At 71.4% G+C, this 22,416-nt stretch carries 24 protein-coding genes; 2 read left to right on the forward strand and 22 right to left on the reverse strand.

Features of this window, described 5'->3' with window-relative positions; all coding sequences use genetic code 11:
• Position 1: 1 nt before the first annotated feature.
• From JJ691_RS22570 to pyrR, 13 genes are all read right to left on the reverse strand, one after another.
• Positions 2 to 685, reverse strand: a complete 684-nt coding sequence (locus JJ691_RS22570) for a class I SAM-dependent methyltransferase (protein ID WP_211770701.1) — start codon at positions 683 to 685, stop codon at positions 2 to 4.
• Positions 682 to 1,884 (reverse strand): methionine adenosyltransferase, encoded by a 1,203-nt coding sequence (metK, locus tag JJ691_RS22575; RefSeq protein WP_211770702.1) that lies wholly within the window; start codon positions 1,882 to 1,884, stop codon positions 682 to 684. Before metK ends, JJ691_RS22570 begins: the two co-directional genes overlap by 4 nt.
• 91 nt (positions 1,885 to 1,975) lie before the next feature.
• Positions 1,976 to 3,193, reverse strand: coding sequence for a bifunctional phosphopantothenoylcysteine decarboxylase/phosphopantothenate--cysteine ligase CoaBC (gene coaBC, locus JJ691_RS22580; RefSeq protein ID WP_211770703.1), 1,218 nt, complete (start codon positions 3,191 to 3,193; stop codon positions 1,976 to 1,978).
• Positions 3,190 to 3,477 (reverse strand): DNA-directed RNA polymerase subunit omega, encoded by a 288-nt coding sequence (gene rpoZ, locus JJ691_RS22585; RefSeq protein WP_211770704.1) that lies wholly within the window; start codon positions 3,475 to 3,477, stop codon positions 3,190 to 3,192. Before rpoZ ends, coaBC begins: the two co-directional genes overlap by 4 nt.
• 20 nt (positions 3,478 to 3,497) lie before the next feature.
• The gene (gene gmk / locus JJ691_RS22590) at positions 3,498 to 4,112 is read right to left on the reverse strand and encodes a guanylate kinase (protein ID WP_211770705.1); all 615 of its coding nucleotides are present in this window, start codon (positions 4,110 to 4,112) and stop codon (positions 3,498 to 3,500) included.
• Positions 4,109 to 4,426: an integration host factor, actinobacterial type gene (mihF, locus tag JJ691_RS22595; protein ID WP_116176684.1), complete on the reverse strand. Its 318-nt coding sequence runs from the start codon at positions 4,424 to 4,426 to the stop codon at positions 4,109 to 4,111. Before mihF ends, gmk begins: the two co-directional genes overlap by 4 nt.
• A gap of 265 nt (positions 4,427 to 4,691) precedes the next feature.
• On the reverse strand, positions 4,692 to 5,555 hold the full coding sequence (gene pyrF, locus JJ691_RS22600) for an orotidine-5'-phosphate decarboxylase (RefSeq protein WP_211770706.1): 864 nt from the start codon (positions 5,553 to 5,555) through the stop codon (positions 4,692 to 4,694).
• 73 nt (positions 5,556 to 5,628) lie between these two features.
• A complete protein-coding gene (carB, locus tag JJ691_RS22605) occupies positions 5,629 to 8,949 on the reverse strand; it encodes a carbamoyl-phosphate synthase large subunit (protein ID WP_211770707.1) in 3,321 nt (1,106 codons plus the stop codon).
• The gene (carA, locus tag JJ691_RS22610) at positions 8,949 to 10,070 is read right to left on the reverse strand and encodes a glutamine-hydrolyzing carbamoyl-phosphate synthase small subunit (RefSeq protein ID WP_249228120.1); all 1,122 of its coding nucleotides are present in this window, start codon (positions 10,068 to 10,070) and stop codon (positions 8,949 to 8,951) included. Before carA ends, carB begins: the two co-directional genes overlap by 1 nt.
• A complete protein-coding gene (locus JJ691_RS22615; protein ID WP_211770708.1) occupies positions 10,067 to 10,576 on the reverse strand; it encodes a PH-like domain-containing protein in 510 nt (169 codons plus the stop codon). The genes carA and JJ691_RS22615 overlap by 4 nt, the downstream gene beginning before the upstream one ends.
• The gene (locus JJ691_RS22620) at positions 10,573 to 11,874 is read right to left on the reverse strand and encodes a dihydroorotase (protein ID WP_249228121.1); all 1,302 of its coding nucleotides are present in this window, start codon (positions 11,872 to 11,874) and stop codon (positions 10,573 to 10,575) included. Before JJ691_RS22620 ends, JJ691_RS22615 begins: the two co-directional genes overlap by 4 nt.
• Positions 11,874 to 12,806, reverse strand: coding sequence for an aspartate carbamoyltransferase catalytic subunit (locus tag JJ691_RS22625; RefSeq protein WP_211770710.1), 933 nt, complete (start codon positions 12,804 to 12,806; stop codon positions 11,874 to 11,876). The genes JJ691_RS22620 and JJ691_RS22625 overlap by 1 nt, the downstream gene beginning before the upstream one ends.
• Positions 12,803 to 13,387: a bifunctional pyr operon transcriptional regulator/uracil phosphoribosyltransferase PyrR gene (gene pyrR, locus JJ691_RS22630; RefSeq protein WP_211770711.1), complete on the reverse strand. Its 585-nt coding sequence runs from the start codon at positions 13,385 to 13,387 to the stop codon at positions 12,803 to 12,805. Before pyrR ends, JJ691_RS22625 begins: the two co-directional genes overlap by 4 nt.
• Positions 13,388 to 13,646: 259 nt before the next feature.
• Here pyrR and bldD point away from each other — a divergent pair, with 259 nt between their 5' ends.
• Complete coding sequence (gene bldD / locus JJ691_RS22635) at positions 13,647 to 14,135, forward strand: transcriptional regulator BldD (RefSeq protein WP_015803953.1); 489 nt, start codon at positions 13,647 to 13,649, stop codon at positions 14,133 to 14,135.
• Positions 14,136 to 14,234: 99 nt separating this feature from the next.
• Here the strand turns inward: bldD and nusB are convergent, their stop codons facing one another.
• The 3 genes from nusB to JJ691_RS22650 are packed head-to-tail and all read right to left on the reverse strand — an operon-like array spanning position 14,235 to position 16,339.
• Positions 14,235 to 14,654, reverse strand: coding sequence for a transcription antitermination factor NusB (gene nusB, locus JJ691_RS22640; protein WP_211770712.1), 420 nt, complete (start codon positions 14,652 to 14,654; stop codon positions 14,235 to 14,237).
• Positions 14,654 to 15,217, reverse strand: coding sequence for an elongation factor P (gene efp, locus JJ691_RS22645; protein WP_211770713.1), 564 nt, complete (start codon positions 15,215 to 15,217; stop codon positions 14,654 to 14,656). The genes nusB and efp overlap by 1 nt, the downstream gene beginning before the upstream one ends.
• 54 nt (positions 15,218 to 15,271) lie before the next feature.
• The gene (locus JJ691_RS22650; RefSeq protein WP_211770714.1) at positions 15,272 to 16,339 is read right to left on the reverse strand and encodes a M24 family metallopeptidase; all 1,068 of its coding nucleotides are present in this window, start codon (positions 16,337 to 16,339) and stop codon (positions 15,272 to 15,274) included.
• 177 nt (positions 16,340 to 16,516) lie between these two features.
• Here JJ691_RS22650 and JJ691_RS22655 point away from each other — a divergent pair, with 177 nt between their 5' ends.
• Entirely contained in the window at positions 16,517 to 16,924 is a 408-nt protein-coding gene (locus JJ691_RS22655) for a B-4DMT family transporter (protein WP_211770715.1), read from the forward strand.
• A gap of 26 nt (positions 16,925 to 16,950) precedes the next feature.
• Here JJ691_RS22655 and JJ691_RS22660 read toward each other — a convergent pair whose 3' ends face one another.
• The 6 genes from JJ691_RS22660 to JJ691_RS22685 form a co-directional block, all read right to left on the reverse strand.
• A complete protein-coding gene (locus JJ691_RS22660) occupies positions 16,951 to 18,414 on the reverse strand; it encodes a beta-xylosidase (RefSeq protein WP_211770716.1) in 1,464 nt (487 codons plus the stop codon).
• Between the two features lie 93 nt (positions 18,415 to 18,507).
• Complete coding sequence (gene aroQ, locus JJ691_RS22665; protein ID WP_211770717.1) at positions 18,508 to 18,939, reverse strand: type II 3-dehydroquinate dehydratase; 432 nt, start codon at positions 18,937 to 18,939, stop codon at positions 18,508 to 18,510.
• Between the two features lie 73 nt (positions 18,940 to 19,012).
• On the reverse strand, positions 19,013 to 20,119 hold the full coding sequence (gene aroB / locus JJ691_RS22670) for a 3-dehydroquinate synthase (RefSeq protein ID WP_211770718.1): 1,107 nt from the start codon (positions 20,117 to 20,119) through the stop codon (positions 19,013 to 19,015).
• On the reverse strand, positions 20,119 to 20,628 hold the full coding sequence (locus tag JJ691_RS22675; RefSeq protein ID WP_211770719.1) for a shikimate kinase: 510 nt from the start codon (positions 20,626 to 20,628) through the stop codon (positions 20,119 to 20,121). The genes aroB and JJ691_RS22675 overlap by 1 nt, the downstream gene beginning before the upstream one ends.
• Positions 20,625 to 21,815, reverse strand: a complete 1,191-nt coding sequence (gene aroC / locus JJ691_RS22680) for a chorismate synthase (protein ID WP_211770720.1) — start codon at positions 21,813 to 21,815, stop codon at positions 20,625 to 20,627. The genes JJ691_RS22675 and aroC overlap by 4 nt, the downstream gene beginning before the upstream one ends.
• A gap of 142 nt (positions 21,816 to 21,957) precedes the next feature.
• On the reverse strand, positions 21,958 to 22,413 hold the full coding sequence (locus tag JJ691_RS22685) for a PTS sugar transporter subunit IIA (protein ID WP_211770721.1): 456 nt from the start codon (positions 22,411 to 22,413) through the stop codon (positions 21,958 to 21,960).
• Positions 22,414 to 22,416 lie beyond the last annotated feature (3 nt).

The following is a 22,416-nucleotide window of genomic DNA, read 5'->3' on the forward strand; positions in this document are numbered from 1 at the left end:
GTCAGCGGCGGTACACCCGGTAAGAGATGACCCGTTCGTGTATGACCGGTTCGTCGGGGTCCAGGCCGGACCGGGCCAGCATCTGCTCCGCGACTGCTCGCAGTGGCGACAGGTCCTGGCCCGGCAACCAGGCGTACGGGTGGTTGGCGGCGTCGACCACAACCCGGCGAGCAGTGTCGGACTGCGGGAAAACGACCTCGACCACCTCACCCGCCCCCAGCACGGCATCCACATCCTCATAGCCGGCCGGCCCGTGCACGTGGTGGGCTCCTCGGAGGCCGAGACGCCGGCCCTCGTCGAAAACGGCGTCGCGCAACGGGGACAGCTCGGAGGCGAACATCCGGCCGCCGAGGGTGACAGCGATGGCACCGCCCGGGCGGACCACGCGGCGGGCCTCGGTCAGGGCCACACGCCAGTCGGAAACGTGGTGCAGGACTCGGGCCAGGTGCACGCCGTCGAAGGAGCCGGCGGCGAAGGGCAGGGCACAGGCATCGCCGAGCACAAAGGGAAATCCGGCGGCGAGAGGGCCACGGAGGTCGACGGCATCGAGAAGGATCAAGCGGCCGGAGAGGTCGGCGGCCACCGAGCCCACGCCACAGCCAACGTCCAGAACCGTCCCCGCCAGGAAACGGCGAAGCCGCCCGTAGAGGTCACGGGCGGCTTCGTCGGGGACGGGCTGGGTCACGCGCCGGCGGCGGACTTCAGTGCGTCGGCGCGGTCGGTGCGCTCCCACGGCAGGTCCAGGTCCGGCCGGCCGAAGTGCCCGTACGCGGCGGTCGGGGCGTAGATCGGCCGCAGCAGGTCCAGGTCCCGGATGATCGCGGCGGGCCGCAGGTCGAAGACCTCGTTGATGGCCTGCTGGATCTTGGCCGGGTCGACGTTCTCGGTGCCGAAGGTCTCCACGAACAGACCCACCGGGGCCGCCTTGCCTATCGCGTAGGCGACCTGGACCTCGGTGCGCCCGGCCAGACCAGCCGCCACGACGTTCTTGGCCACCCAGCGCATCGCGTACGCCGCGGAGCGGTCGACCTTCGACGGGTCCTTGCCGGAGAACGCGCCACCACCGTGGCGGGCCATGCCGCCGTAGGTGTCGACGATGATCTTGCGGCCGGTCAGGCCGGCGTCACCCATCGGACCGCCGATGACAAAACGGCCGGTGGGGTTGACGAACAGCCGCACGCTCTCGGTGTCCAGGTTGAGCTCGGCCAGCTCGGGCAGCACGACCTGCTCCCGAACGTCCACGGCCAGCATCTTCTCCAGGTCGATGCCGTCGGCGTGCTGCGAGGACACGACCACCGTGTCCAGCCGCACCGGCTGGTCGCCGGCGTACTCGATGGTCACCTGGGTCTTGCCGTCAGGCCGCAGGTACGGCAGCGCACCGTTCTTCCGCACGGCCGTCAGCCGACGGGAAAGCCGGTGCGCCAAGGCAATCGGCAGCGGCATCAACTCCGGCGTGTCGGTGGTGGCGTAGCCGAACATCAGGCCCTGATCACCGGCACCCTGCCGGGCGATCTCGTCCTCGGCCGACTCCACCCGCGACTCGTACGCGGTGTCCACGCCCTGGGCGATGTCCGGGGACTGCGACCCGATGGCGACGTTGACGCCACAGGAGTTGCCGTCGAAGCCCTTGGCCGAGGAGTCGTAGCCGATCTCCAGGATCTTCTCCCGGACGATCGTCGGGATGTCGGCGTACGCCTCGGTGGTGACCTCGCCCGCCACGTGCACCTGGCCGGTGGTGATCAGGGTCTCCACCGCGACCCGGCTGCGGGGGTCCTTGGACAGCAGCCCGTCGAGAATGGAGTCGCTGATGGCGTCACAGATCTTGTCGGGGTGACCCTCGGTCACCGATTCCGACGTGAACAGCCTCCGGCTGGATTGGCTCACGACACTCCTCACAGATGTTCACGGCGCCCAAACGGCCCCTCGCGCCCGCGTTTATCGCGTCAACCGTACCGGGCGTGACGTCCAGTCCCGCTCAAGTCCCGAGCAAGAGCTGGGCCGAATCCCAGACTGTGGCCGCGAGCCGGGATTTGGAACCAAGGGGGATGGGACGTTCGTCACCATCGGCGGACAGCAGCCACCCCTGGTTGTCCTCCTGCTCGAACACCAGGCCGTCGCCGACGGCGTTGACAACCAGCAGGTCGCAGCCCTTGCGGGCGAGCTTGGCCCGGCCGTGGTGCAGCACGTCCCCGGTCTCGTCGCCGGTCTCGGCGGCGAAGCCGACGATCACCTGACCGGGGGGACGCGCCTTGACAAGCTCGACCAGAATGTCCGGGTTCACCGCCAGCCGAATGGGCTCCGGGTCCCGGTCACCCTTCTTGATCTTGGAGCCGGCCAGTGCGACCGGGCGGAAGTCGGCGACGGCGGCGGCCATCACGACGACGTCGGCGCCGGCGCTCTCGGCGTGCATCGCGTCCCGCAGCTCCATCGCGGACCCGACCCGCACCACCCGCACGCCGGCCGGGTCGGCCAGGTCGGCGGTGTGCCCGGCGACCAGGGTGACCTCGGCGCCGCGCTGGGCGGCGACCCGGGCCAGGGCGTAGCCCTGCTTGCCGGACGAGCGGTTGCCCAGGTAGCGGACGGGGTCGAGGGCCTCGCGGGTGCCGCCGGCGGAGACGACAACGCGCCGCCCCACCAGATCCCGGGGCAGCGCGTCGGGGGCGGCCAGCAGCAGCCGGGCCAGCTCCACGATCTCGGCCGGCTCGGGCAGCCGGCCCTTGCCGGTGTCCTTGCCGGTCAGCCGGCCGCTGGCCGGCTCGGCCACGATCACGCCGCGCGAGCGCAGCGTGGCGACGTTGGCCTGGGTGGCCGGGTGCTCCCACATCTCGGTGTGCATCGCCGGCACCATCAGCACCGGGCAGCGCGCGGTCAGCAGCGTGCCGGTGAGCAGGTCGTCGGCCAGGCCGTGCGCGGCCCGGGCCAGCAGGTCGGCGGTGGCCGGGGCGACCACGACCAGGTCGGCGGTCTGCCCGATCTTGACGTGCGGCACCGCCGGCACGTCGGAGAACACACCGGTGGCGACCGGCTGGCCGGACAGCGCCTCGAAGGTGGCCGCGCCGACGAAGTTCAGCGCGGCCTCGGTGGGCACCACGCGCACCCGGTGACCGGACTCGGTCAGCCGGCGCAGCACCTCACAGGCCTTGTAGGCGGCGATGCCGCCGCCCACGCCCAAAACAACCTGCGGAGAGGTCATTCGCCTTCGGTGTGCTCGAGCATGCCGGCGTGGATCTCGCGCAGCGCGATCGACAGCGGCTTCTCGCGCGGGCCCGGCTCGACCAGCGGGCCGACGTACTCCAGCAGGCCCTCGCCCAGCTGGGCGTAGTAGTCGTTGATCTGCCGGGCGCGCTTGGCCGAGTAGATCACCAGCGCGTACTTCGAGCTGACCTGCTCCAGCAGGTCGTCGATCGGCGGGTTGGTGATGCCCTCCGGCGCGGAGGCGGGCTCGCCGACGGCGGTCAGGTGGCTCGGGATGGTCAAGACAACGCTCCTGGAGGTAGTCACGGCTCGCTGGACACACGCTCGGTGGGCGAGCCGACCACCAAGGTTAGCAACTCACGGGCAACGGTACGAACATCGGAGTTCACCAGCACCTCGTCGAACTCCTCGGCCGCGGCCAGCTCACGCTCGGCCACCTCCAGCCGGCGCTGGACGACCGCCGGATCCTCGGTGCCCCGGCCGGTCAGCCGGGTCACCAGGACCTCCCACGTCGGCGGCATCAGCATGACCAGCTGGGCCTCGGGCATCGCCCGCCGCACCTGCCGGGCGCCCTGCAGCTCGATCTCGAGGATCGCTGGAGTTCCCCGCTCCAGCGCGGCCTCGACCGGCCGCCGCGGCGTGCCGTAGCAGTTGCCCGCGTACTCGGCGTGCTCCAGGAGCTCGCCGGCGGTCACCATGCGGTCGAACTCGTCCCGGTCGACGAAGTGGTAGTGCTCGCCGTCCACCTCGCCGGGGCGGGGCTTCCGGGTGGTCACCGAGACGCTGTAGTACACGTCCTCACCGAGTCCGCGCAGCTCGCTGAGCACGCTGGACTTGCCGACCCCGGACGGGCCGGACAGCACGGTGAGGCGGGGTCGGGCACGGGTGCCCGACCCCTTCTCGGCCAACCTGCTCACTCGCCGCCGAACTCGGTCAGCAGTGCCTTGCGCTGGCGGTCGCCGAGACCACGCAGACGGCGGCTGGTCGCGATCTCCAGCCGCTCCATGATCTGCGCGGCCCGGACCTTGCCGACGCCGGGCAGGGACTCCAGGAGTGCGGAGACCTTCATCTTGCCGAGGACCTCGTCGGTGTCGGCGGCGGTCAGCACGTCCTTCAGGTTCGTGCCGCCACGCTTGAGGCGCTCCTTGAGCTCGGCCCGGGCGCGACGAGCGGCAGCCGCCTTCTCCAGCGCTGCGGCCCGCTGCTCCTCGGTCAGCTGGGGAAGGGCCACGATCTCCTCCGTGGTGTGGGTGTTCTTCAGTGGGATCGGTGTCGCGACCGTACCGATCGAGTACCGCCCGGTACAACGTGGGTCCCCGTGGTGACAACGCAACCAATGCGGTGACACTCCCCCACCCGGTCGGGTGCATCTCGACCAAAGCGGCCGTCACGACGTGAAAGAAGTACTACCAAGGTCCCTCGACCGCGCGATCACCGCCACCGGTGATGTGCCCCCACCGGCCCGTGTGCTATGCACGACCAGCGCGGTTCCAAGATCAACTTGCGAAACCCCCTGCCACGCCTGCGGATTCACCCAGCTCGCGGACGGATTCCCTGGTCGCGACGGCGGCCGCGCGCAACGCCGCCACATCGGGCCCGTGCCGCAGCACATCCCGCGAGGAATTGGGCAGCACCAGACCGGAAATGCCGCCGAACAGCCGGCGCAGGTCGGCGACGGTGCCGCCCTGCGCGCCCAGCCCGGGAGCCAGCACTGGGCCGTTCAGGCGAGACAGGTCGAGCTCGGTTCGCCCGACCGTGGCCCCGATGACAACACCCACATGGCCCAACGGTTTAGCGCTTTCATTGCGTTCGGCCGCCGCGTCGACGATCGACTGCGCGATGGAGACACCCGAATCGGCGCGCGCCCGCTGCACGGACGCGCCTTCCTTGTTGGATGTCAAGGCGAGCACGAAAATCCCGCGACCGGTTTTCTCGCTCAGCTCCAAAGCCGGGTCGAGGGAACCGAATCCGAGATACGGCGAGAGCGTGACGGCGTCGCCGGCCAGCGGCGAGTCGTCGGACAGGAACGCGGTCGCGTAGGCGGCCATCGTGGAGCCGATGTCGCCCCGCTTGGCGTCCACGATCACCAGCGCGCCGGCCGCCCGCGCCTCGGCGATGGTCCGCTCCAGCACGGCCACCCCACGGGAGCCGAAGGCCTCGAAGAACGCGGCCTGAGGCTTCACTAGGGCCACTTCGGCGCCGAAGGCCTCGACACAGGTCAGCGCGAACCGCTCAAGACCGTTTACATCGATGGAAAGGCCCCAGTCGGACAGCAGCCCCGGGTGCGGGTCGATACCGGCCACCAGCGGCCCGGCGGCGGCCACCTTGGCCGCCAGCCGGGCCCCAAAAAACTCGCTCACTGCGGCACCTCGCTAGCGCTCGGTGTCCGCGTTCGCGGACGCTCTGTGCTGGATGATTCGCTCGCAAGCTCGCTCATGCTTTCGCACCCTTCAGCGCCGCCTGGAGGCCCTGGAGCGACCGGACGCCGATGTCCCCCCGGATGAGGGCCTCGATGCCGTGTACGGCCGCCGCAGCCCCGGAAACGGTGGTGATGCACGGGATGTCCCGCGCCACTGCGGCGGTGCGGATCTCGTAGCCGTCCACGCGGGGGCCGTGGTTGCCGTACGGAGTGTTCATGATCATGTCCACCTCGCCGGCCAGGATCTTGTCGACGATGTTGTCCTCGCCCTCGAAGTGCTTGCGCACCACCGTGCAGGCCACGCCGTTGCGCCGCAGCACCTCGGCCGTGCCGGCGGTCGCCAGGATCTCGAAGCCCAGGTCGGCCAGCCGCTTGACCGGGAACACCATGGCCCGCTTGTCCCGGTTGGCCACCGACACGAACACCCGGCCCTTGGTCGGCAGCGAGCCGTAGGACGCGGTCTGCGACTTGGCGAAGGCCTTGCCGAAGGAGAAGTCGATGCCCATCACCTCGCCGGTGGACTTCATCTCCGGGCCCAGCAGCGAGTCCACGCCGTGCCCCTCGGGGGTGCGGAACCGGTGGAACGGCAGCACCGCTTCCTTCACCGCGACCGGGCAGTCGTCGGGCATCTCCGCGCCGTCGCCGGACGCCGGCAGCACACCCTCCTCCCGCAGCTGCGCGATGGTCGCGCCCAGCGCGATCCGGGCCGCCGCCTTGGCCAGCGGCACCGCGGTCGCCTTGGACACGAACGGCACCGTGCGGGACGCGCGAGGGTTGGCCTCCAGCACGTACAGCACGTCGTCCTTGAGCGCGTACTGCACGTTCAGCAGCCCGCGCACGCCGACGCCGTGGGCGATGGCCTCGGTGGAGCGGCGCACCGCCTCCAGGTCGCTGCGGCCCAGCGTTATCGGCGGCAGCGCGCAGGAGGAGTCGCCGGAGTGGATGCCGGCCTCCTCGATGTGCTCCATGACGCCGCCGATGTAGACCTGCTCCCCGTCGCACAGGGCGTCCACGTCGATCTCGATGGCGTCGTCCAGGAACCGGTCGACCAGCACCGGGTGCTCCGGGGACACCTCGGTGGCGCGGGCGATGTAGCCGGCGAGGGTGTCCTCGTCGTAGACGATCTCCATGCCCCGGCCGCCCAGCACGTACGACGGGCGCACCAGCACCGGGTAGCCGATCTCGTCGGCGATCCGCTTGGCCTGCGGGAACGAGGTCGCGGTGCCGTACTTCGGCGCGGGCAGCCCGGCCGCGGTCAGCACCTCGCCGAACGCGCCGCGGTCCTCGGCCAGGTTGATCGCCTCCGGGGAGGTGCCGACCACCGGCACGCCCGCGTCGGCCAGCCGCTGGGCCAGCCCCAGCGGGGTCTGCCCGCCCAGCTGCACGATGACGCCGGCGACAGTGCCGGACTCGCGCTCGGAGTGCACGACCTCCAGCACGTCCTCGAAGGTCAGCGGCTCGAAGTAGAGACGGTCGGAGGTGTCGTAGTCGGTGGACACCGTCTCCGGGTTGCAGTTGACCATCACCGTCTCGAACCCGGCCCGCCGCAGCTCCATCGCCGCGTGCACGCAGGAGTAGTCGAACTCGATGCCCTGCCCGATGCGGTTGGGCCCGGAGCCCAGGATCAGCACCTTGGGCTTCTCCCGCTGCGGCAGCACCTCGGTCTCGGCCGCCGGGTCGGACTCGTAGGCCGAGTAGTGGTATGGCGTCAGGGCGGCGAACTCGGCGGCGCAGGTGTCCACGGTCTTGAACACCGGCCGCACGTTCAGCCGGTGCCGCAGGGTGCGCACGCCGTCCTCGCCGGCCAGCTCCGGCCGCAGCGAGGCGATCTGCCGGTCGGACAGGCCGGCCCGCTTGGCCCGGCGCAGCAGCGCCTCGTCCAGCACCGCCGCGGCGACGATCTCCTCACGGAGCTCGCCCAGCGCGAGGATCTGGTCGATGAACCACGGGTCGATGCCCGAGGCCTCGTGCACCTGCTCCACGGTCGCGCCCAGCCGCAGCGCCCGCTCCACGGTGTAGAGCCGGCCGTCGTGGCCCTTCCTCAGGGCCTCCAGCGTCTCCTCCAGGGTGACACCCTCGGGATCCGGTTTGGTCCAGAAGCCGGCGGCCTTGGTCTCCATGGACCGCAGCGCCTTGTTCAGCGCCTCGGAGAAGTTGCGGCCGATGGACATGGCCTCGCCGACCGACTTCATGGTCGTGGTCAGCGTGGGGTCCGCGCCGGGGAACTTCTCGAACGCGAACCGCGGCACCTTCACGACCACGTAGTCCAGCGTCGGCTCGAAGCTGGCCGGGGTCTCGCCGGTGATGTCGTTCTGGATCTCGTCCAGCGTGTAGCCGATGGCCAGCCGAGCGGCGATCTTGGCGATGGGGAAGCCGGTCGCCTTGGAGGCCAGCGCGGAGGACCGCGAGACGCGCGGGTTCATCTCGATGACGACCATGCGGCCGGTCTGCGGGTGGATGGCGAACTGGATGTTGCAGCCGCCGGTCTCCACGCCCACCGCGCGCAGCACGTCGATGCCGACGTCGCGCATGTGCTGGTACTCGCGGTCGGTCAGGGTCATGGCCGGGGCCACGGTCACCGAGTCGCCGGTGTGCACGCCCATCGGGTCGATGTTCTCGATCGAGCAGATGACCACGACGTTGTCGTTGCGGTCCCGCATGAGCTCGAGCTCGAACTCCTTCCAGCCGAGCACGCTCTCCTCGATCAGCACCTCGGTCACCGGCGACTCGTCCAGGCCCAGCGAGGCCAGCCGCTCCAGCTCGGCCGGGGTGTGGGCCATGCCGGAACCCAGGCCGCCCATGGTGAACGAAGGCCGGATGACCACCGGCAGACCCAGTTCCTCAACGGTGGCACGGACTTCGTCCATCGACTTGCAGACCCGGCTGCGCGGGGTCTCCGCGCCCACGGAGGCGCAGATGTCCTTGAACAGCTGGCGGTCCTCGCCGCGCTGGATGGCGCCGATGTCCGCGCCGATCAGCTCGACGTTGTACTTCTCCAGCACGCCGCGCTCGTGCAGGGCGACGGCGGTGTTGAGCGCGGTCTGCCCGCCCAGGGTGGCCAGGATCGCCTGGATCGGACGGCCCAGGGCCTGCTCCTCGGCGATCACCTTCTCCACGAACTCGGGCGTGATCGGCTCGATGTAGGTGGCGTCGGCGAACTCCGGGTCGGTCATGATCGTGGCCGGGTTGGAGTTGACCAGCGACACCCGCAGGCCCTCGGCCCGCAGCACCCGGCACGCCTGGGTGCCGGAGTAGTCGAACTCGCAGGCCTGGCCGATCACGATCGGACCCGACCCGATCACCAGGACGTGGGAGATGTCGGTCCTCTTCGGCATCAGCGGGCCTCACTCATCAGCTGGCAGAACTCGTCGAACAGGGCGGCCGCGTCGTGCGGGCCGGCGGCGGCCTCGGGGTGGTACTGCACGGAGAACGCCGGCGCCTCCAGGCACCGCAGGCCCTCCACCGTGCCGTCGTTCGGGCAGTAGTGGCTCACGGTGGCCGCGCCGAACGGGGTGTCGAAGCGCTCCCCCGGCTCGCCCTCCAGGGCGAAGCCGTGGTTCTGCGCGGTGATCGCGACCCGGCCGGTGGCGGTGTCGATCACCGGCACGTTGATGCCGCGGTGGCCGTACTGGAGCTTGTAGGTGCCGCGACCCAGCGCCCGGCCCAGGATCTGGTTGCCGAAGCAGATGCCGAACAGCGGAATCCGCCGCTCCAGCACGCCGGTCGTCAGCGCCACGCCGTGGTCCTGGGTGGCCGGGTCGCCCGGACCGTTGGACAGGAACACGCCGTCCGGCTCGACCGCCAGCACGTCGTCCAGGGTGGAGTTCAGCGGCAGGACGTGCACCTCGATGCCGCGAGCGGCCATCATGCGCGGGGTGTTGGACTTGATGCCCAGGTCCAGCGCGGCCACCCGGAACCGGCGCTCGCCGTCGGCTGGCACCACGTAGGTCTGCGCGGTGGTCACGTCACCCGCCAGGTCCGCGCCCTTCATCTGCGGGGCGGCCTTGACCCTGGCCAGCATCGTGTCCACATCGGACAGTTCGGCGCCGGAGAACACGCCGGCCCGCATGGCCCCGCGCTCGCGGATGTGCCGGGTCAGGGTGCGGGTGTCCACGCCGGCGATGCCGACGACGCCCTGCGCCACCAGCTCGTCGTCCAGCGAGCGGGTGGCCCGCCAGTTGGACGGGCGGCGGGCCGGATCCCGCACCACGTAACCGGAAACCCAGATCCGCGACGACTCGTCGTCCTCGTCGTTCCAGCCGGTGTTGCCGATCTGCGGGGCGGTCTGCACCACGATCTGCCCGTGGTACGAGGGATCGGTCAGCGTCTCCTGGTAGCCGGTCATACCCGTGCAGAACACGACCTCGCCCAGGGTCGCGCCGAGCGCCCCGTACGCCTCACCGCGGAAGACCCGGCCATCCTCGACCACCAACGCTGCCTGCTCGCGAGCGCTCACTGCGCGCCACCTCCAACGCCTGCCATGGACCGCAGCGCGGTCACCCACTCCTGGTAGTGCTCCTTCTCGTCGGCGCGGAACCCGCTGTCCAGCAGCTGGTCCTCCACCTGCCACCGCACGATGAGCAGGCCGTCGCCGAACATCACCTTGCCGGCCAGGCCCTGGCCGACGGCTGCGTCCCGGACCGCGTCCCGGGGGATCCAGACCGGGCTCGCGCCCACCCGGTCGATGAGCAAACCCTTGTCGTGCAGGTGAAGCGTCGCCTCCGAGCGGAAGCCGACGTCGCCCACCGCGACCCGGTTCTGCCAGCTGTCGTCCAGCGTTGTGCTGACGTACACGCCGGTCTGCTCGGGCAGCAGCTCGCCGCCCAGCTCAGTCGGCGCGGCCGGGAAGGCCGGCAGCGTCTGGGCCTGCCGGCGGGCCTTGTTGCGCCAGCCCCACCACATCGCGGCGCCGCACAGCACGAAGAAGGCCAGCACGATGAGCACCAACACAAGCCTGGTCATGGCCGGACCTTCCCGTCGGACGCGGTGACCCGCCCGCGCAGCATCGTGGCGCGGACGACACCCGGCAACTCCATGCCCTCGAACGGGGTGTTGCCGGCGATGCTGGCCAACTCGGTGCCCCGCACCGTCCACCGGGCATGGGGGTCGACCAGCGTCAACGTCGCCGGCTCGCCGACCACCAGCGGCCGGCCCTGGTCGGGCAGGCCGGCGATCTCGGCCGGCTTCTCGCTCATCACCCGGGCCACGCCGCGCCAGTCCAGCAGGCCCGGCCGCACCAGCGTCTCCACCACGATGGACAGCGCGGTCTGCAGGCCGAGCATGCCCGGGCGGGCGGCCGACCACTCGCAGTCCTTGTCCTGCGGGGCGTGCGGGGCGTGGTCGGTGGCGACGCAGTCGACGACGCCCTCGGCCAGCGCTTCCCGCAGCACCTGCACGTCGGATTCGGTGCGCAGCGGCGGATTCACCTTGTTCACCGGGTCGTAGGTGGCCAGGCGCTCGTCGGTGAGCAGCAGGTGGTGCGGCGTCACCTCGGCGGAGACCTTGGTGCCGCGCTCCTTGGCCCACCGCAGCACGTCGACCGTGCCGGACGTGGACACGTGGCAGACGTGCAGCCGCGCGCCGGTCTGCTTGGCCAGCAGGCAATCCCGGGCCACGATCGACTCCTCGGCCGCCGCCGGCCAGCCGGCCAGGCCCAGCCGGGCCGCCCGCTCGCCCTCGTGGGCCTGCGCGCCGGCGGTCAGCCGGGGCTCCTCGGCGTGCTGGGCGATCACGCCGTCCAGCGCCTTGGTGTACTCCAGGGCCCGGCGCATGATCAGCGGGTCGGCGACGCAGTGGCCGTCGTCCGAGAACACGCGGACGTTCGCCTGGCTGCGGGCCATCGTGCCCAGTTCGGCCAGCTTCTCGCCGTGGAGCCCGACGGTGACCGCGCCGACCGGGTGCACGTCGACCAGGCCGACCTCGCGGCCGCGGCGCCACACGTGCTCGACGATCACCGCGTTGTCGGCGACCGGATCGGTGTTGGCCATGGCGAACACGGCGGTGTAGCCGCCCAGCGCCGCCGCGGCCGAGCCGGTGGCGATCGTCTCGGTGTCCTCGCGGCCCGGCTCTCGCAGGTGCGTGTGCAGGTCGACGAACCCGGGCAGCGCGACCAGGCCGTCGGCGTCGATCACCTCGACGCCGGTCAGGTCCTGGGTGCTCGCGGCGTCCAGCCACGGGCCGATCTCGGCGATCACGCCGTCGCGCACCAGGATGTCGACCGGGTCGCCCTCGCCGTAGAGGCGGACTCCCTTGATCAGCATCATGCGGCTTCTTCCTCCCCCGCGAGCAGGTGGTACAGCACGGCCATGCGGACGTGCACCCCGTTGCGGACTTGCTCGGTGATGGCGGCGCGCGGCGAGTCCGCGACGGCCGCGGAGATCTCCATGCCGCGCAGCATGGGCCCGGGGTGCAGCACGACGGCGTGCTCGGGCAGCAGCTTGAGCCGGCGTTCGTTCAGGCCGTAGGCGATCGAGTACTCCCGCGCCGACGGGAAGAAACCGCCGTGCATGCGCTCGGCCTGCACCCGCAGCATCATCACGGCGTCCAGCGCCGGCAGCTCGGCGTCCAGCTCGTGCGAGACGGCCACCGGCCAGTTCTCGACGCCGGTCGGCAGCAGCGTCGGCGGCGCGACCAGCACCACCTCCGCGCCCAGCGCGGTCAGCAGGTGCACGTTGGACCGGGCGACCCGGCTGTGCAGGACGTCGCCGACGATGGCGATCCGCTTGCCGGCGATCTGGCCCAGGCGCTCCCGCAGGGTGGCCGCGTCGAGCAGGGCCTGCGTCGGGTGCTCGTGCATGCCGTCGCCGGCGTTGACCACGGCCGTGCCGGTGCCCTCCAGCCAGCCGGCCAGGCGGTGCGCCGCGCCGGAGGCCGGGTGCCGCACGATCACCAGGTCGGCCCCGGCCGCGGACAGCGTCAGGGCGGTGTCGCGCAGCGACTCGCCCTTGCCGACCGAGGAGCCGCCGGCCGACACGTTGATCACGTCGGCGCTCATCCACTTGCCCGCGACCTCGAAGGAGACCCGGGTGCGGGTGGAGTTCTCGTAGAACATCGTGACCACGGTGCGCCCGCGCAGCGTCGGCAGCTTGCGGACCTCGCGGCCCAGCAGCGTGCGCTTGAGGGTGTCCGCGGTGTCCAGCACCGCGGTGGCCTGCGCCGGGTCGAGGCCGTCGGTGGAGAGCAGGTGTTTCACTGGTCAGCTTCCCGTCGCAGGTACACGCCGTCGCGCCCGTCCACCTCGGCCAGGCAGACGTGCACCTCCTCGGTGCGCGAGGTCGGCACGTTCTTGCCCACGTAGTCGGCGCGGATGGGCAGCTCGCGGTGGCCGCGGTCGACCAGCACCGCCAGCTGCACCGAGGCCGGGCGGCCGGCGTCGCGCAGAGCGTCCAGGGCGGCGCGGATGGTGCGACCGGAGAACAGGACGTCGTCGACCAGCACGACCAGGCAGTCGTCGATGCCGCCCTCGGGCAGCGTGGTCGGCTCCAGCGGCCGGTTCGGCCGCCGCCGCAGGTCGTCGCGGTAGAGGGTGATGTCGAGGGCCCCGACCGGGACCTGGACCTCGCTGAACTCGGCGATCAGCTCGGCCAGCCGGCGGGCCAGCGGCGCCCCTCGACTGGGGATGCCCAGGAGGACGACCGGCCTCGCATCGGAGCTGCCGATCGAGGTCTTCTCGATGATCTGATGGGCCATTCGGGCGATGGTGCGCGCGACATCGCCGGCCGAGAGCAGCTCGCGCTCGGCCGGGTCCGTCGCGCCACGAACACGCGGCGCCACGGTGGACCTCCTTCCCCGCCTCACCGGACGGGTCCTTAAAGGACGTCGGGTCAACTCGGCATCTGCCGAGTTCAGGGGCCACGTTACCAGCCACGCTCCGTAGCCCTTCCGGGTGGTTGGACCCCCCTCCCCCGCATGACGCAGCGAAGTCAGCTTGACCTGGTGACGACAGCGAGCGACCATTACTCTGCGTATTGATCTCAGGCTCCCCGCGGCGATGGCTACCGGCCGACGGGGCGAATGAACGGAGAACCGCCACATGGGCGATTACGCCAAGGCGCTGGGGGCCAAGCTCCGCGCCATCCGCCAGCAGCAGGGATTGTCACTGCATGGCGTCGAGCAGAAGTCCGGCGGTCGGTGGAAGGCGGTTGTCGTCGGCTCCTACGAGCGCGGCGACCGGGCGGTCACCGTGCAGAAGCTGGCCGAGCTGGCGGACTTCTACGGCGTGCCGGTGGCCGAGCTGCTGCCGGAGGGCCGCGTGCCGTCCGGGGCGGAGCCGGCCACCAAGATCGTCATAAACCTGGAGCGGCTACAGCAGCTGCCGGCGGAGAAGGTCGGCCCGCTGGCCCGCTACGCCGCCACCATCCAGAGCCAGCGCGGCGACTACAACGGCAAGGTGCTCTCCATCCGCACCGAGGACCTGCGGTCGCTGGCCATCATCTACGACATGACACCCGGCGAGCTCACCGAGCAGCTCATCGACTGGGGCGTCCTGCCGCCTGAGGCCCGGCCCTCCAAGGAGGACTGAGCCCGCGCCACGCGCGCACAAGCCTGGGGACAAACGCTGGAAGGCCGCGCCACCCGATCAACCAGGGTGGGGCGGCCTTCCAGATTTGCTTCTGGCTGCTTACAACGCGGCCCGCAGGTGCACCGCGATCCGGGCGATGCTGTCCAGCACGCCGTTGACGAAGCGCGGCGAGTCGTCGGTGGACAGCTGCTTGGCCAGCTCGACGGCCTCGCTGATGGCCACCGCGTCGTCCACGTCGGCCGCCCACAGCAGCTCGTACACGCCCAGCCGCAGGACCGCGCGGTCCACCGCCGGCATCCGGGCCAGGGTCCAGCCCTCGGCATGCTCGGAGATCAGCTCGTCGATCCGCGTCCGATTGGCCGTGATGCCCTCGACCAGGGCGATCGTGTAGTCGTTGACCGGGGGCACGTCGGGCGAGCCGACCCGCCCGGACAGCAGCGTCACGGCGTCCGCGTCGCGCAGGTCCGCCTCGTACAGGACGTCGACCGCGCGTTTGCGGTATTTGCTGCGGGCACCCATCAGTTGTTGATCCGGCCCAGGTAGCGGCCGTCGCGGGTGTCGACCTTGACCTTCTCGCCGGTGGTCACGAACAGCGGGACCTGGATCTCGGCGCCGGTCTCCAGGGTCGCCGGCTTGGTGCCGCCGGTGGAGCGGTCGCCCTGCAGGCCCGGGTCGGTGTGCTGGATGACCAGCTCGACCGAGGTCGGCAGCTCGATGAACAGCGCCACGCCCTCGTGCACGGCGACGACGGCCTCGGTGTTCTCCAGCATGTAGTTGGCGGCGTCGCCGACAGTGGCGGCCGGGATGTTCATCTGGTCGTATGTGTCGCCGTCCATGAAGACGAAGTCGGCGCCGTCCTTGTACAGGTAGGTCATGCCGCGCTTGTCGACGGTGGCCGTCTCGACCTTGGTGCCGGCGTTGAAGGTCCGGTCCACGACCTTGCCGGTGAGCACGTGCTTGAGGGTGGTGCGCACGAACGCGCCGCCCTTGCCGGGCTTGACGTGCTGGAAGGCCACGACAGTCCACAGCTGGTTGTCGAGGTTGAGCACGAGACCGTTCTTGAGGTCGTTGGTGGTCGCCACGGTCGTGGAGTCTCCTGTAGTCGCGGACGGGCCGCACTCGCGGACCGCTGGGGTTCAGACGACCACGAGTTCCTTCGTGGTCAGGGTGAGCAACTCGGGCGCGCCCTCGCGCACGACGAGGGTGTCCTCGATGCGGACCCCGCCCCGCCCGGGCACGTACACGCCGGGCTCGACGGTGACCGCCATGCCGGCGGCTAGTGTACCGGCACTGCCCCTGTACAGCGCCGGAGCCTCGTGGATCTCCAGGCCGACCCCGTGTCCGAGGCCGTGCACGAACTCCTCGCCACGGCCGGCCGCCTCGATCACCGAGCGGGCCGCGTCGTCCACGTCGGCCAGCGGCGTGCCCGGGGCCAGGGCCGCCCGGCCGGCCGCCTGGGACGCCGCGACCAGCTGGTACATCTCGGTCTGCCAGTCCGCCGGCCGGCCCAGCACCACCGTCCGGGTCATGTCCGAGTGGTAGCCGTCGACCAGCGCGCCGAAGTCCATCTTCACCAGGTCGCCGGTCTTGAGCGGGGTGTCGGTCGGCTCGTGGTGCGGGATGGCCGAGTGCTCCCCCGCCGCCACGATGGTGTCGAACGCCGGCCCCTCGGCGCCCTGGTCGCGCATGCCGTCGTCCAGTGCCCGGGCCACCTCCCGCTCGGTGCGGCCGGGCCGCAGGCCGCCGTGCTCGATCAGCGCCGCCAGCGCCCGGTCGGCCGCCGCGCAGGCCATCCGCAGCGCGTCGATCTCCGTCTCGTCCTTGACCAGGCGCAGCTCCGCCGTGAGCCCCGGGGCCCGGTGGAGCACTGCCGACGCGGCCTCGGTCAGCGCGGCCAGGCGGTCCACCGTGACGTGATCGCTCTCGAAACCGATCCGGCCCTTGGCCCGGGCCGCCAGCTCCAGGTCGCAGTTGCGGACGATCACCCGCTCCATGTCCGGCACCTGGACCGCCGACGACGTCTCGTACCGGCCGTCGGTACAGAACACGGCCCCGTCCGCGGTGACCAGCAGCGCCCCGTTCGATCCGGTGAAGCCGGTGAGGTAGCGCACGTTGAGCAGATTCGTCACGAGCAGGGCGTCCAGCTCCCGCTCCCCCAGCAGCCGCCGCAGCGCTTCCCGTCTCCTGCCGTGCACCTCGCCCATACCCGGCAGCCTATTGCCCCCGCGCCCCTCCCGACCCCCGCCTTCCCACCCCCCCATTTTCTGGCACATGTGGTCCACATGTGGCGTCAGAAGTCGAATGTGGTCCACATGTGGCGTTTGCTTGTGCGAAAAGAGGGGGTTCGGGTGGGTGGGCGTGTGGGGGCTTAGGGTGGGGTGATGAGGGCATGGCTGGTACGCGGGCTGGTGTTGGCCGTGGTGCACGCGGCGGTGCAGACCGGCGAGGCCTGGGTGCGCGCCGGCAATCCGGACGCGATCGGCTGGCTGCGGCCGACGGCGCTGGGGCTGCTGGTGGCTGTCGCCGTGGTGTGGGCCGGCCTGGACGGCTGGCTGGGCCGCGAGCGGCACGGCATGGTGTGGTTCAAGGCGGCGCTGCTGGCCGGTCCGGTCGGCGGCGTGCTGGGAGTCATCGGCCAGGGCGTGTTCGTCGACGACACGGGCGTGGAGGCGCTGCCGGTGGCGATCACCGGCGGGGCCGCGTTCATCGCCCTGCTGGTGCTGGTCCCGGCCGGCGTCGGCCTGTTCATCGGCCGGGCGGCGCGGCCCAGGGCCACCACCGACGCCTGACCCCGCCAGGATCGCCTGACGAACTGTCAGTTCCCCCGGTAGGCCGACAGGTCGCCGCCCACGGGCCGGGCGTCCCAGTCGGCGTCACTCGTCTCGGTGACGCCAGAGGAGTTGGCCGACACCGCGGCCGGGCCGACCGGCCAGAGCTTGCCGTCGACCACGAACGCGTAGGGCCGGTCGGGCGCGTGCAGCACCGGCGTGCCGGCCTTGATCGTCGCCACCACCGGCAGCGAGTCCAGCCCCGGCACCGGCTTGTCCAGCACCTTCGCCGCGATCTGCGCGGACACCGACCGCCGCTCGATCTTCACCAGCCGGCCGCCGACCACCAGCACGATCATCCGGTCCGGCGACGGCATGGCCACCCCGTCGGCCGTGGCCAGCGTCTGGCAGCCGCCGGCGTTGGTCACGTCCAGCCCGAACAGGCGCAGCGTGGTCGGCCCGTCGCCGTCGTCGCCGGTGGCTCGCACGACGTCGATCGGCACCCGCGTGCACGGATCATCAGCACCGGGCGGCGCGTGCCCGTCGATGCGCCGCACCAGCCCCGGGCCTTCCCGCCACGAGCCGTCCAGCACCAGGTCCTGGTACGGATGCGTGGTGAAGTCCTTGTCCCAGAAGGAGATCACCGTGCCCTTGCCGTCGACCTCGTGGGCCACGGCGAACGCGTTGAGGCTGTCCACCCACATCCAGTCGGCGCTGTAGGCGTTGGCGATGGACAACGACCGCTTGGCCTTGGTGTTGGCGACATCCTGGAAACCGGCGGGGGTCAGGGCCTGCACGCTGGTGGCGAAGGCCGGGTCCGGCGACCGGAGCACGAACTGCCCGGCGCCGGCCGAGTTCGCGGCGGCGCCGCTGGTGTCGGTGAACATCAGGTAGAACCAGCCGTCCAGGCGCAGCACCGACGGCTGCCCGACGCCGTAGGTGTTGGCCCGCCTGACATCCATCGACGGCAGCACGACGGGGGTGGGCCTGCGGTCCCAGTGCACGCCATCGCCGCTGGTCGCGAGCCCGATAGCGTTGCCGTACGGAGCGTCGCCGGCCGCGCCGGTGTAGTACATGTAGTAGATGCCGTTGACCCGAATGACCGAGGGGTCGCAGGTGTGCACGGCGTCGAATCCCTCACCCGAGCCGTGCAGCACGGCCGTCCCATCGGGGAACGGCCCGGTCACCGCGCTCGCGGAGGACGTCAGCACGTCGTCGCCGGGCACCCCGATGCCGGGAAGCTGACTGCACCACCAGATCCGGTACTGACCGCCGTCTGACAGCGCGGTCGGCGCGTAGTTGTACGGAGCGGCCGGCCCGCCGGACACCAGCGTGCCGGCCCCTTGTCTGGCTCGGTCAGTGCGTAACGGCGCTTCGGCGGCGTCGGCCGGCGGCTGGTCGGCGTGCAGCTGCACCGCGGTCGGGGTGGCCTGCTGCGTGGTCGTGCCCTCGGCGCTGCCGCACGCCGCGAGCAGGCCAGCGGCGGCGAGGTAACCAGCCGTGCTCGCCATGGCCCTGCTGGGTCTCGGCATGCCGCGGCTACCTCCACGATCGGGTGACGGTGATTCCCGGGCCAGTCTAGGGAATCCCGTCACCCGTGTGGGTTACCTATGCTCGGCGATCCACCTCAGCGCCAACGCGTATCCGGTCACACCCAGCCCGGCGATCACGCCATCGGCCACCGCCGAGATCACGCTGTGGTGCCGGAACTCCTCGCGCTTGTGGATGTTGCTGATGTGCACCTCGACCAGCTTCGAGGTCAGCTGCGAGCAGGCGTCCCGGATGGCGATCGAGTAGTGCGTCCAGGCGGCCCCGTTCAGCACCACCGGGATCTCGGCGTCGGCGGCCTCGTGCAGCCAGCCGATCATCTCGCCCTCGGAGTCGGTCTGCCGCACCTCGACGTCCAGCCCCAGCTCCTGGCCGGCCTTCACACACAGCTCGACCAGGTCGGCGTGCGTGGTGCTGCCGTAGATCAGCGGCTCGCGCGCGCCGAGCCGGCCCAGGTTCGGGCCGTTGAGGACAAAAACCCGGCTCACAGTCCCACCTCGCTAGCGCTCGGCGGGTCTGCGACCCGGCCCTCTGTGCCCATTGGTGCCCTCGCAAGCTCGGTCACAGAAGCACCTTTCCGCTCGGCGTGTCATCGCCGGCGATCACCGAGTAGGCGGCGGCGATCAGGCTCGGGTCCGGGCCCTCCAGCCGGCCCGGCTTGGCCAGCCCGTCCAGCACCACGAACCGCAGCACGCCGGCCCGCGTCTTCTTGTCGTTGCGCATGCCCTCCAGCAGCTGCGGCAGCGCGCCCGGCTCGTAGTTCACCGGCAGGCCCAACGAGGTCAGCACGGTACGGTGCCGGTCGGCGGTCGCGTCGTCCAGCCGGCCGGCCAGCCGGGCCAGCTCGGCCGCGAACACCAGGCCCACGCTGACCGCCGCCCCGTGCCGCCAGCGGTAGCGCTCGCGGCGCTCGATGGCGTGGCCCAGAGTGTGGCCATAGTTCAGGAACTCCCGCTGTCCGGCCTCACGCAGGTCGCTCGACACCACGCTGGCCTTGTACTGGATGGCCCGGGTGACCAGCTCGCCGATGACCTCGCCGGACGGGTCCACCGCCGCCTTCGGGTCGGCCTCGATCAGCTCCAGGATCCGCGGGTCGTTGAGGAAGCCGGCCTTCACCACCTCGGCCATGCCGGCGACGAGCTCGTTGGGGGGCAGCGTCTCCAGCGTGGCCAGGTCGACCAGCACCGCGGTCGGCTCGTGGAACACGCCGACCAGGTTCTTGCCGGCGTCGGTGTTGATGCCGGCCTTGCCGCCGACCGCCGCGTCGACCATGCCCAGCAGCGTGGTCGGCACGTGCACGACCTTCACGCCGCGCAGCCAGGTGCCGGCGACGAAGCCGGCCAGGTCGGTCACCGCGCCGCCGCCCAGGCCGATCACCGCGCCGGTGCGGTCCAGGCCGATCCGGCCCAGCACCTCCCAGGCGAAGCCGGCCACGGCCAGCGCCTTGCCGTCCTCGGCGTCCGGGATCTCCACCCGGTGCGCGTCGATGCCGGCCTTCTCCAGCTCCTCACGGACCGCCTCGGCGGTCGCGGTCAGCGTCGGCTGGTGCAGGATCGCCACCGTCGGCACGCCCTTGAGCGTGTCGACCAGGTCGCCGAGCAGGCCGCGGCCGACGATCACGTCGTACGGGCGCTCGGCGGCGACGTGGATCCGGACGGGCTCGGACATCAGCTTCCTTCCAGGGTCGCGACGATCTCGTCGACGATGCCCTCGGGCTCGTGCTTGTCGGTGTCGACCTCGACCGTGGCGACCTCGCGGTACAGCGGCAGCCGGGCGTCCAGCAGCGCCTTGAAGGTGGCCCTGGGGTTGACCCCGGCCAGCAGCGGACGCGCGGTCGACAGGCCGGTGCGGCGCACGCCCTCGGCCATGCCGACGTTGAGGAACACCACCGTGTGCTCGGCCAGCAGCTTGCGGGTCTCGTCGGCCAGCACCGCGCCGCCGCCCAGCGCGAGCACGCCCTGGTGCTCGGCCAGCGCACGCGCCACCGCCTCGCGCTCGATGCGCCGGAACTCCGGCTCGCCGTCGTCGGTGAAGATGTCGGAGATGGACTTGCCGGCCTGCTCGACGATGTCCGCGTCCACGTCCCGGAACGCCACACCCAGCCGTTCGGCCAGCAGCTCCCCGACAGTGGTCTTGCCCGCGCCCGGCGGGCCGACCACCACCGCCTTAGGACTCACCAGCGGTCCTGGAGCGACTTGAGGTAGCCCTCGACGTTGTGCCGGGTCTCGGACAGGGAGTCGCCGCCGAACTTCTCCAGCAGCGCGTCGGCGACGACCAGCGCCACCACCGACTCCACGACCACACCGGCCCGCGGCACCGCGCAGATGTCGGAACGCTGGTGGATCGCCACCGCCGGCTCGCCGGTCTGCACGTCGATCGTGGCCAGCGCACGCGGCACCGTGGAGATGGGCTTCATCGCGACGCGGACCCGCAGCGGCTCGCCGTTGGTGATGCCGCCCTCCAGGCCGCCGGCCCGGTTCGACCGCCGCGTCACGCCGGAGACCCCGGGGCCGCGGTCGATCTCGTCGTGGGCCTGGCTGCCGCGGCGGTGCGCGGTGGTGAAGCCGTCGCCGATCTCCACGCCCTTCATGGCCTGGATGCCCATCAGCGCGCCGGCCAGCCGGGCGTCGAGGCGGCGGTCCCAGTGCACGTGCGAGCCCAGGCCCGGCGGCAGGCCGTAGACGATCGCCTCGATCACGCCACCCAGCGTGTCACCGTCCTTCTTCGCGGCGTCGACCTCGGCCACCATCGCCTCGGTGCCGGCGGCGTCGAAGGCGCGCACCGGGTTCTCGTCGATGGCCGCCAGGTCCTCGGGCTTGGGCAGCGGGGCGTCCGGCGAGCACTCCGCCGCGCCGATCGAGACGACGTGGCTGACCACCTCGGCGTTGAGCACCTGGCGCAGCAGGTTGCGGGCCACCGTGCCCAGCGCCACCCGCTCCGCCGTCTCCCGGGCGCTGGCCCGCTCCAGCACCGGCCGGGCCTCATCGAAGCCGTACTTCTGCATGCCGGGCAGGTCCGCGTGGCCGGGCCGGGGCCGGGTCAGCGGCGCGTTGCGCGCGGAGCCCTCCAGCTCGGCCGGGTCCACCGGGTCGGCCGCCATGACCTTTTCCCACTTGGGCCACTCGGCGTTCTCGATGTGCACGGCGATCGGGCCGCCCTGTGTCTTCCCGTGCCGCACCCCGCCCAGGATCTCGACCTTGTCGGTCTCGAAGTCCATCCGGGGACTGCGGCCGAAGCCCAGCCGCCGACGGGCCAGTTGGACCGAGAGGTCCTCGGTGGTCACGGACACTCCGGCGATCATGCCCTCGAGCACACCCACCAGCGCGGGTCCGTGCGATTCTCCAGCGGTGATCCAGCGCAGCACCCCTGGATCCTTTCACATCCGGGCCCGCACCGGCCGGGACAGGCACACCCCGGGCCGCTACGTGACGCCGGTTACACCCACCGTCACCGTCCACTGAGGACGCGAGTGGTCCTCCCGTCGAGGAGGACCACTTCGCGTCAGTTCAGCGCTGCCAGGTGAACAGCGCGTCGCCGGCCTCCACCGGGCCGGGCTCGCGCACGTCGACCAGATTCTCCGCGGTCGCGTCCAGCGCCACCACCGGGCAGATCGGCGACTTGCCGCCCTCCTGCACCGCCGCCGGGTCCCAGCCGATCACCGGCTGGCCGGCGCGGACCGTCTCACCCTTGACCACGTGCAGGGTGAAACCCTCACCCTTGAGCTTGACGGTGTCGATGCCCAGGTGCACCAGCACCGCGGCTCCGTCCGCGGTCGCGACCACGAACGCGTGCGGGTGCAACGTGACCACCGTGCCGTCCACCGGGGACACCGCGTCACCGGCGGTCAGCTCGGGGTGCACGGCCAGGCCCGGGCCGACCATCGCCTGCGCGAAGACCGGGTCCGGCACCTCGGTGATCGGCGCGAGCACGCCCTTCACCGGGCTCAGGACCGTCACACTCATCGA

This window comes from Kutzneria sp. CA-103260 (genome assembly GCF_018263855.1).
In the GTDB taxonomy this organism is placed as follows: domain Bacteria; phylum Actinomycetota; class Actinomycetes; order Mycobacteriales; family Pseudonocardiaceae; genus Kutzneria.